At 25.8% G+C, this 10,190-nt stretch carries 11 protein-coding genes; 9 read left to right on the top strand and 2 right to left on the bottom strand.

Annotation, left to right across the window (positions count from 1 at the left end; all coding sequences use genetic code 11):
• Positions 1–162: 162 nt before the first annotated feature.
• On the bottom strand, positions 163–390 hold the full coding sequence (locus B0174_RS08005; protein ID WP_108559466.1) for a hypothetical protein: 228 nt from the start codon (positions 388–390) through the stop codon (positions 163–165).
• Positions 387–2,144, bottom strand: a complete 1,758-nt coding sequence (locus B0174_RS08000; RefSeq protein ID WP_108559464.1) for a Na/Pi cotransporter family protein — start codon at positions 2,142–2,144, stop codon at positions 387–389. Before B0174_RS08000 ends, B0174_RS08005 begins: the two co-directional genes overlap by 4 nt.
• A 132-nt stretch (positions 2,145–2,276) precedes the next feature.
• Between B0174_RS08000 and B0174_RS07995 the strand changes: the two genes are divergently transcribed.
• The 9 genes from B0174_RS07995 to B0174_RS07955 are packed head-to-tail and all read left to right on the top strand — an operon-like array spanning position 2,277 to position 10,173.
• Positions 2,277–2,936 carry a response regulator transcription factor gene (locus tag B0174_RS07995; RefSeq protein ID WP_108559462.1) on the top strand — a complete coding sequence of 220 codons (660 nt, stop codon included), beginning with the start codon at positions 2,277–2,279 and terminating at the stop codon, positions 2,934–2,936.
• Positions 2,926–3,777 (top strand): sensor histidine kinase, encoded by an 852-nt coding sequence (locus B0174_RS07990; protein ID WP_108559460.1) that lies wholly within the window; start codon positions 2,926–2,928, stop codon positions 3,775–3,777. Before B0174_RS07995 ends, B0174_RS07990 begins: the two co-directional genes overlap by 11 nt.
• Complete coding sequence (locus B0174_RS07985; RefSeq protein WP_108559458.1) at positions 3,774–4,148, top strand: S24 family peptidase; 375 nt, start codon at positions 3,774–3,776, stop codon at positions 4,146–4,148. The genes B0174_RS07990 and B0174_RS07985 overlap by 4 nt, the downstream gene beginning before the upstream one ends.
• Positions 4,149–4,159: 11 nt before the next feature.
• Positions 4,160–5,107 (top strand): 23S rRNA (adenine(1618)-N(6))-methyltransferase RlmF, encoded by a 948-nt coding sequence (rlmF, locus tag B0174_RS07980; RefSeq protein WP_108559456.1) that lies wholly within the window; start codon positions 4,160–4,162, stop codon positions 5,105–5,107.
• Positions 5,108–5,165: 58 nt separating this feature from the next.
• On the top strand, positions 5,166–7,259 hold the full coding sequence (locus B0174_RS07975; RefSeq protein ID WP_108559453.1) for a TonB-dependent receptor: 2,094 nt from the start codon (positions 5,166–5,168) through the stop codon (positions 7,257–7,259).
• Positions 7,260–7,267: 8 nt separating this feature from the next.
• Positions 7,268–8,698 (top strand): 4Fe-4S binding protein, encoded by a 1,431-nt coding sequence (locus B0174_RS07970; protein ID WP_108559450.1) that lies wholly within the window; start codon positions 7,268–7,270, stop codon positions 8,696–8,698.
• Complete coding sequence (gene exbB, locus B0174_RS07965) at positions 8,695–9,120, top strand: TonB-system energizer ExbB (RefSeq protein WP_108559447.1); 426 nt, start codon at positions 8,695–8,697, stop codon at positions 9,118–9,120. Before B0174_RS07970 ends, exbB begins: the two co-directional genes overlap by 4 nt.
• Positions 9,101–9,478: a TonB system transport protein ExbD gene (gene exbD / locus B0174_RS07960; RefSeq protein WP_108559445.1), complete on the top strand. Its 378-nt coding sequence runs from the start codon at positions 9,101–9,103 to the stop codon at positions 9,476–9,478. Before exbB ends, exbD begins: the two co-directional genes overlap by 20 nt.
• Entirely contained in the window at positions 9,475–10,173 is a 699-nt protein-coding gene (locus B0174_RS07955) for an energy transducer TonB (protein ID WP_108559442.1), read from the top strand. Before exbD ends, B0174_RS07955 begins: the two co-directional genes overlap by 4 nt.
• Positions 10,174–10,190: the final 17 nt, after the last annotated feature.

The raw sequence follows: 10,190 nt of genomic DNA, 5'->3' as shown, positions 1-10,190 counted from the left end.
GTCTAGTGTTAGAAATTGGTTTGAAATTTACCCTCAACTTAGTATATTTTTCAGTGAAATTGTGTCAAAATATACTAAGTAATTAAAGGGTAACTGGTGGGTTTACACAGTTTATTTTACAGTCTCCAGCTTTTCTTGATATTTTTACACTCCCTTACATTCTCAAATAAGAGTATTACTTTTTTCAATAAGTTTAACAACAGCATCGATTTCTTTTTGAATCTTTTCTTTTTCAGATTCTCTTGTTGCTTCTTTTAACTCTTTTCTTAGTTTTACTTTTTTTAGAGATAATTTTTCAATTATCTCTTTTACTTTTTCCTGTTTATCTTCGTTTAAACTCTCTTTTTTTATATATTTTTTAATTTTTGAAATAATTTTATCTAGATTCATTTTTGTGTATCTCCTATTTCTTTTAGTAGATTGTTATTTAAGAATAACATACTGGCTGTTTCAACTAACTTTTTTTGAATAGAATAAACAGTAGCACTGTCATTTATTAGTGAAGTTGCCATCGTAGCTTTGATTTTATCTTCTCTAATCAAAGCATCAATTTTCCCTGTGTTTGATAAATCATTTGCCATAAGAGTCGATTTTATAACTTCCAATTGAGTTAGTTTTTCCAACTGTGTTTCACTACTATCGAGTAAATTTATATCTATTAAAATAGTAGCTAATTCTTCTCTTAATAAATTATACTCTTGTTTTATATAATCATTTTTACTTTTTAGATAAAAATTAACATTTTTTTGAATATCTCTTGTATCTTTTAATACTTCAACAATAAGTTTTGCACTTTTTTTTATGTCAGCTACTTCTTGTTGTTGAGTACTTGTCATATTTTCTTGGGCGAATGAAGCGTATTTTATGATTTCACTATAAATTATTTTTAGATTTGAATGATAAATTTCATCAATATTTGTATCTATTTTTGAAACTTCTTTAGAGATTTGTAGTTTTAAATCTTCTTTAGTTTTTAGATTACTTGTATGAAGATTTAAAGCATGAAGCATTGCTTTTTGACAGCTTTCATAAAGACTAATAGTTTCCTTTCGAATAGATGCAATTGCAGCATCAGGAAGAGCTAAATTTGAATCCATAAGATATTTTGGTTTTGATAAAGCTGATACTTTTTTCTTGATTAATATTTTTGATAATTTTTCAATTTGATGTATAAAAGGTGAAAGAAGAATGATTCCTACTAAACTAAATATTGTATGAAATAAAGAAAGTTTCATAGTATAGTTATGTTCACTTATTCCTAAATATGGAGCTAAATAATCAACTAAATCTTGAAATTGATAAATCAAAGAAGTTATTATTGTTGCTGTGATAATGTTGAAAGTAAAGTGTGCAAAAGCTACTCTTTTTCCATTTTCATTTGAAGCTAATGAAGCAAGAATTGCTGTGAATGTTGTTCCAACATTTGCACCAATTACTAAAGCTATTGCATTTATATAAATAATACTTCCAGCGCTTAAAGCTGTAATTATTATAGCTAATGTTGCAGCACTTGATTGAATAATTACCGTAGCAATCGCTCCAATTAGAATATAAATCATAATTCCTAAAGGACCTTCCATTGAATATGATGCTAAATCTAAAGAGTCTTTTAAAGTATCAAAACCATCTTTCATATAAGAAATACCAAGAAAAATAAAACCTAATCCTAAAAGAACATTCCCAATTCCTTTGTAAGTATTATTTTTTGAAAATCTAAGAATCACACCAAATAAAATCATTGGCATTGCATAAATAGAGATTTTTACATCAACTCCTAAACTTGAAACAATCCACGCTGTTGTTGTACTTCCAAGGTTTGATCCAAAAATTATTCCAATACCTTGAACTAAAGTTAATAATTCAACTGATAAAAAAGAGATAACAACCAAAGAGATGATTGATGAACTTTGAACAAGTGCCGTTGAAAAAAATCCTGTTAAAATTGCATAAAAAGTATTACTTGTAAATTTTTGAAGTAACTTTTCCAAAACACCGCCAGATAGTAGTTTGAAACCATCTTGCATAAAAAACATACCGATTAAAAAGATTGCAATTCCACTTAAAATTACTGTAAAGTTTTCAAAAGAAATTACAATATATGCAAGTATTAAAAATGCAAAGAACAAGAGCAGATTTTTCGCCATTAACCATCCTAAAAATTATTTTATTTTTTAATTGTATCAAATTAATATTAATTACACTGGAAATATCTGGAATTATCAATTATTTAACAAAAAACAAATATAATCAATGTACTAGTTATAGAAGGAAAAGATTTGTACAAAATTTTAGTTTTAGAAGATGATGAACTTTTTGCTTCAACTCTTGAAGATTTTTTAAGTGATGAGGGTTTTGAAGTTGATATTGCCTTTGATGGTGAAGAGTGTTTGGAATTAAATTATAAAAAGAACTATGATTTATATATTTTTGATATAAATGTGCCTAAGATAAATGGCTTAGAACTTCTAGAACAATTAAGAACTTCAGGAGATGATACTCCATCTATTTTTCTAACTTCATACAAAGATAAAGATACTTTACAAACAGCTTTTTTAAATGGTTGTGATGATTATTTGAAAAAACCAGCTGATTTGGATGAATTGCTTTTGCGAATAAAAGCACTTCTTAAAAGAAATAAAAAACAATTTGATATTATAAAACTTTCAAATACACTTACTTATAATCCTCTAAATAAAAGAATTTATGAAAATAATATTGATTTAAATCTTCCTATAAAAGTTTTAGAACTTATGGAACTTTTTGTTGAAAATAGAGGTGAAATAGTTACTAAAGAGATGATTATAGGAAAACTTTGGTCAACTAATCAAGAGTATAGTGAGGGTTCAATAAGAGTTTATATTAACCAAATAAAAAAAATATTTGATAAAGATACAATTTTAAATATCAAAGGAGTAGGTTATAAAATTGAATTCTAAAAAAAGAGATTTTTTAATCTCAATTTCAATAATTTTTACTTTTTCTTTGATAATTATTCTTTATTTGAATTACTTTTTTATCTCTTTGTTTGGATTAAATCAGGAAAATTTTATATATATTATTATGCCTTTGGTACTTGTTGGTTTAGGAATTTTTTTAAGTTTTTCAATGTCTGTTTTAAAACCTTTGTTTAAAAGTGATGAAAAATTAGAACAAAGTTTAAAAGAGACTATTCATGAGTTAAATATTCCTGTTTCAACTATTAAGATGAATACTCAACTTTTACAAAAAACAATAACTGATGAAAAAAGTATAAAACGACTAGATAGAATTGCTCAAGCTAGTAATAATCTTCTAAAACTATATGAAAATATGGAATATAACATTAAAAAAGAGATAGATAAAATTGATAAACAAGAGTTTTATTTAGATGAAATAATTTTCAAATCTTGTGATAAATTCGATGATATAAAAAAAGATACAAAAATAGTAGTAAAAATTCCTAATATTCTTATTTTATCTGATATAAATGGCTTTGAAAAAACAATGGATAATCTGATTTCAAATGCTATAAAATATAATATAAAAGATAATCCAATAGTAGAAATAAGCTATCAAAGCCCAATTTTATCTATTTTTAATACTGGTGAACAAATAGATACAAAAAATCTTTTTATTGTTTTTGATAAATATTTTCAAGAAGATTCTTCAAAAGATGGTTTTGGTTTAGGTTTAGCTTTAGTAAAAGAGTTTTGTGATAAAAACAAAATTGCTATAAATATTGATACTTTAGAAAAAGGAAATAGATTTAATTTAAATCTAAAAAATATAATCAAATGAATACAATAAAATTAGAATATCATCAAGAAATAGGTGGAAAAATTCAAAAAAAAGAGTTAGAGTTTTCAAAAGAGTTATTACAAACTCCATATAACCTAACTTCACTTTTTGTTACACAAGTTGATGGAAAATCAATGCAACCACTGATTAGGCATAAAGCTTTAGTTGTGGCTGATTTATCTCAAAAAGAGTTTGAAAATGAAGCTATATTTTTAGTTTATAAAGATGATAGAATGTGGATTAAAAAAGCAAAAATAATAGATGAAATGGAGTATTTCATTTCTATAAATCCAGATTTTTCTCACTTAATTTATAAAAGAAATGAAACAAGAATTATCGCAAAAGCTTTACTTACCTTTACAAATTTATAAAAAGAAAAAAAATGTCAAAAACACTACATTCAAGAAATCTTCATAATAATAGATATGATTTTACAGCACTTATAAAAACAAACTCCCAATTAGAAGAGTTTGTAAAACCAAATAAATATGGTGATTTATCAATAGATTTTGCAAATCCACAAGCCGTTATTTGTCTAAATAAAACTTTATTAGCTCATTTTTACGGTGTTTTAAATTGGGATATTCCAAATGGATATTTATGCCCACCAATTCCTGGACGAGCTGATTATATTCATCATATTGCTGATTTACTAGCAAGTTGTAATGGTGGAGTTATTCCAAAAGGAAAAGCTATAAAAGGTTTAGATATTGGAATTGGAGCAAATGGTATTTATGCAATTATTGGCTCAAGGATTTATGATTGGGATTTTTTAGGAAGTGATATTGAAATAGAATCTATACAATCTGTTGAAAATATCGTAAATTCAAATGAAATATTAAAAGAAAAAATTGAGTGTAAGCTACAAAAGAATCCAGAAAATATTTTTAAAGGAATCATCGAAAAAGATGATTTTTATCATTTTACACTTTGTAATCCACCTTTTCACAAATCTTTAAAAGATGCAATGGATGGGAATAAAAGAAAAGTTCAAAACCTTACAAAACAAAAAACTACAAAAACCTCTCTAAATTTTGGTGGCAAAAATAATGAACTTTGGTGTAAAGGTGGAGAATTAACTTTTATAAAAAATATTATAAAAGAGAGTTTTGAGTTTAAAAATAATTCTTTATGGTTTACAACATTAGTTTCAAAAAAAGAGAATTTACCCTTTATTTATAAAGCTTTAGAAGATATAAAAGCGGTTGATATAAAAACAATAAATATGTCTTGTGGACAAAAAATAACAAGAATAATCGCATGGACTTTTCTTAATAATAAAGAGCAAAAGAATATTTTAAAACTAAATAAAACTATCAGTAATAATTAATTAATAGATAATTAACAGACTCACTCTATCATTCCATAAATTTATTTTAAGGAATGAAATGAAATTAAGATACTCAATATTTGCATTAATTGCGTTAAATGCAAACTTACTAGCAAATGATGTTATTAATTTAGACAAAATGTCTGTAACTGCTACAAAAATTGCAACACCAACTAAAGAGATAAGTGAAAGTATCGCTGTTATTGATGAAAAAACAATTGAAGATAAAAATATTTTAAATATTCAAGATGCTATTCAAAATGTTCCAGGTGTAATTGCTGCATCTTCAACAAACTCTCCTAGTCCCAAATTAGTTATAAGAGGTGCTGGTTTAAAAGCATCTTATGGTGTTCGAGAAATTATGATAATGAAAGATGGAGTTCCAATGACGGATCCTGATTCATTTACAAGATTTGATTTTATTGATATGCAAGATGTTTCGAGTATTGAAGTTCAAAAAGGACCAGGTTCAATTAATGCAGTTAATTCAACTGGTGGAGTTATTCAATTAATCACAAAATCAGTTTTTAAAGAGGATAAAAATAGTATTAAAGTTGGAATTGGTAATGATGGACAAAAAAATCTAAATACAAAATTACGAGGTAAAATTTCTGATAATGATTTTGCTTCATTTACATTTAGTAAAAGAGAAATAGATAACTCATGGCGAGATAATAATGAGTTTGATACTACACAAGCAAGTTTAAAATATGGGCATATTTTTAAAGATGATTCTACAATAGAAAATGAAGTGTCTTACACAGAATCAAATTTAAATTTACCAGCTTCCATGACAAAAGCTGAGCTTGAAGAGTTTAAAAAAAGTGCTGAACAACATAATACTTCAAATGCATGGCAAAATAGTGCAAGAAATTCAAAAATAGCATCATTTAATTCGAAATATAATAAAGAAGCTGGAAATGTAACTTATAAACCAAGAGTTTATTTTACACATTGGGAACATTATCATCCTGTAACAGGAATGATAAATGATTCGAGTGATAATAATATTTTTGGAACAGATTTAGAGTTTGATTACGCACATAAATTATTTTCAAAAGATGCAAATTTAGTTGCAGGTGTTACTCTAAAACTAGATAAATCAGATGATTCTAAAAAATATGAATATAAAGATGTTCAAAAAAATGGTACAGGAAGAATCCTTAAAACACTTTCAAATGAAAAAGGTGCTTTAGCTTCAACAGAAGATAGCTCAACTTTTCTTTATGGTTCTTATATGAAAGAGAGTTTTAACCTAACTGACAAATGGGGATTTGATGCAAGTACAAGAATTGATAAATTAAATTTTGATATAAATGGAAATGAATTAAGAGCCTATAATTATAGTACAGGAAAATATGGAACTGGTAAAGGTGTTTATTCATTAGACAATTCATTTACCCTTTTATCTGCAAAACTTGGAACTACTTATGCTTTAACTGATACTACAAATATTTATGCCTCAATTGCAGGTGCAAATCAAGCACCAACTACAAGTGAATTGGAAACAAATAGTGATTTAAACAAGACTGAAAGTATTAACTATGAAGTTGGATTAAAAACAAGAACTGAAAAAAGTGATACAGATTTAGCTATTTTTGAAAATGTAGTAAAAGATGAGATTATTCAAACTCAACAAATCGGTAGTAATGCTGTTTATGCTAATGCTGGAGAAACAAATAAACAAGGTTTAGAATTTAACACAAGTTATGACTTAACTAATAATATTAAAATTGGTGGTGCATATACTTATAGTAAATTTAAATTTGATACTTTCAACGAATCTGTAAGAAATGGTGGAACAACTACTTTAGTTTCAAGAGATGGAAATTATTTACCTTTTATTCCTGAAAATCAATACTCAATTTTTGCTGCTTATAATTTAGCAAATGGCTTTAAAACAAGAGTAACTGCAAGAACTTATGGAAGTTATTTTATGGATAATGCAAATACTCAAAAATATGAAGGTTATGATTTAATAACAGATTTTATGATTGGATATGAAAGACAAAATCATAATATTCAATTAAATATAAATAATCTATTTGATAAATATTATGCCATGGAAGCTTCAAAAGATACCTCAGGTAATGAAACATATAAAGCAGCAAGTCCAAGAAGTACAATGCTTACATATACATATAAATTTTAGGAGAAATAATGGTTAATTTTGTAAAAAGAGATAAAAATGATATTTTCTCAATACCACTTCTAAATATCATATTTAAAAATAGAGTTTTTCAAAGAATTATTCAAATAATAGTTCTTTTTTTGTTTGTATATGCAATTTATTTTGGATTTATAAACCCAACAAAAGAAGAAAACTTATTTACAACAGGTCTTTTTTGGGGATTGTTTTGGCCATTTTTTATGGTTACTACACTTGCTACTTTTGGAAGAATTTTCTGTGGAATCTGTCCACATGGATTTATTGGAAAATACATAACGAAAATAGGGCTAAAAAGAAAAGTACCAAAAAATTTAGCAAATCCTTTTATTGGAGTATTTTTACTGTTTTTTGGTTGGTGGGCTACATATTACATTTATCCTGAGCTTTTTAAAACTCCATATTTTACAGCTTTGTTATTTTTTGTTATGACAATAATAGCTGTAGTTTTTTATTATATTTATGATGAAATGGCTTATTGTAAATACATTTGTCCTATTGGAACTATGACAAAAGTTTTTTCAAAAGTAAGTTTTACAAAACTTGAAACATATAAAGAACATTGTCAAGATTGTAGAACTTTTGAATGTGCAAGTGCCTGTTCTTATAATTTAAAACCTTTTACTTTTGAGAAGAAGAATTCTATGGAAGATTGTACTTTGTGTATGGATTGCAGTAGTGCTTGTGAAAGTGTAGCTTTTAAATTTAAAAAACCATCAAATACACTATTTAATAAGTTCAAAATAAACAAAGCTGAGATTTGGGCTTTGATTTTTATAACAGCATCTATTAGCATTACTATGGGATTTCATCACTCTTTAGGACGAAGTGCAATCGTCGAAGAGTTCCCTTGGACAAAAACTGCAAGATATTTTGAATCATTTATAAATTTTGGCTCAATTGATGCTGTTGGTTCTTTTGCTTTTTTATATGCTGTTATTATTTCAATAATATTAAGTGTTGGTGGCATGTTCATAGCTTCAAAAATATTAAAAGTTAGTTTTGAAACGACATTTTATACTTTAGGCTATGCATTTGCTCCACTTTTTATTATTGGTGGATTATCTCATCTTGGGGAATTTTTCTTTTATTCTTATGCTTCAAATATTGTAAATGGATTTAATCAAGCATTTTATTTAGGATTTGAAACTATGAAACCACTTGCAAGTAGAAAAGATGAATGGGTGCATATTTTTAAGATTTTTACGCATATTGGATATATTTGGGCATTTGTTTTAATGATTTTTAGATTTAAACTAATAAATAGTAAAAGATATTTGAAATTATTAGCTTTCCCCTTTGCTTCAGCACTTATAATTTTTTATATGGGATTAAATTTTTATACAGCTTATGTATTTAAAACTTACGGAGCAAATATAGGATATAATCATAAAAATCATCAAACAACAATGGAAAATAAATGAATATAGAATTTCTTAAGAATCTTATAGATTATGGAGTAATTGCGCTTTTACTTTTTATGAGTTTTATCTCTTTTTGGTTTTTTATAGAAAGAATAATCTTCTATAAAAATTTAGATGTTTCAAGTTTTAGAAATAAAAAAACACTTGATATTGCTTTGACAAAACATCTTACTATTATTGGAACTATTGCTTCAAATTCTCCATATATTGGACTTTTAGGAACAGTTTTAGCCATTATGCTTACATTTATGACTATGGGAAATGGAGACATTGATGCTGCAAAAATTATGAGTTCATTAGCACTTGCACTAAAAGCAACTGCTGTTGGGCTTGTAGTTGCAATTGCTTCTCAAGTTTTTTATAATATTTTAGGCAGATATGCAGAAGTTTTAGAGAGTAAATATGAAGCTAAAGAAGTATGATTCAATAAATGTAATACCTTTTATTGATGTATTACTTGTGTTATTAACTATTGTTTTAATGACATCAACTTTTATAACAAAAGGGATAATTCCTATATCACTTCCAAAAGCAACAAATGCAGATAATTTAAAAGTGAATAAAGAGATTATCATAGTAATAAAAGATGATGGAACTTTTTATTGTAATAATGATATAGAGGGTTTAGACAATATCAAAGAACATATTTTACAATTCCCAAAAGATACAGCGATTCATATAAATAGTGATAAAAATGCAAAATTTGAGACTTTTGTATTGGTTTTAGATATGTTAAAACAATACGAATACTCAAATATCTCAATTGTGACTAAAAAATGAAAAGATATTTTAGTTCTTTTTTTATAGCTTTTTCTTTTTATGCTTTTTTTGCTGTTGGTATTTTTTATCTAATTGCAAATGAAACTATTTTGATAGAAAAAATAGAAGAAAATAAAACAATATCTTTAAATCATATAGAATTAATTCAAGAAATTAAAGCAGAAACAAAAGAGATTGTTGAAGAAGTACAAGAAGAAATCAAAGAGCAAATTAAGGAAACAATTGTTCCTGTCGCTACAAAAAGAATTGAAAAAAAAGAGCCTGAAAAGAAAACTGTAAAAAAAGTTCAAGAGAAAGTTATAGAAAAAAAAACAGTTGAAAATATAGAGTCACAAACTACTAAAAAAATAGAAGAAAATCTTCCAAATAAAACGATTGAAACATCAATTGAGACAGTAAAACCTATTGTTGATGAAAAAAAAGATTATTTAGATAAACATTTAGTACAAATCAGAAATCTAATAAATCAAAATGTAAAATATCCTTTAAAAGCAAAAAAATTATCTATTGAGGGAATTGTAACAGTAAGATTTAAAATCAATGAAAATGGAACAATAGAAAATATTACAATCATAGATGGTCATAAATTTTTACAAAGTGCTACAATAGAAGCTATTGAAGAAGCATCTAAAAGCTTTCCTAAAACAAATAAAAGTATAGAAATTCAAATACCAATTGAGTATAAACTAATTTAAAAAACAAAGAGTAAATT

The organism is Arcobacter caeni (assembly GCF_003063245.1).
Taxonomy (GTDB): domain Bacteria; phylum Campylobacterota; class Campylobacteria; order Campylobacterales; family Arcobacteraceae; genus Aliarcobacter; species Aliarcobacter caeni.
Note: the sequence above shows the minus strand (reverse complement) of the source record. Positions and strands in the feature narration are given on the sequence as shown.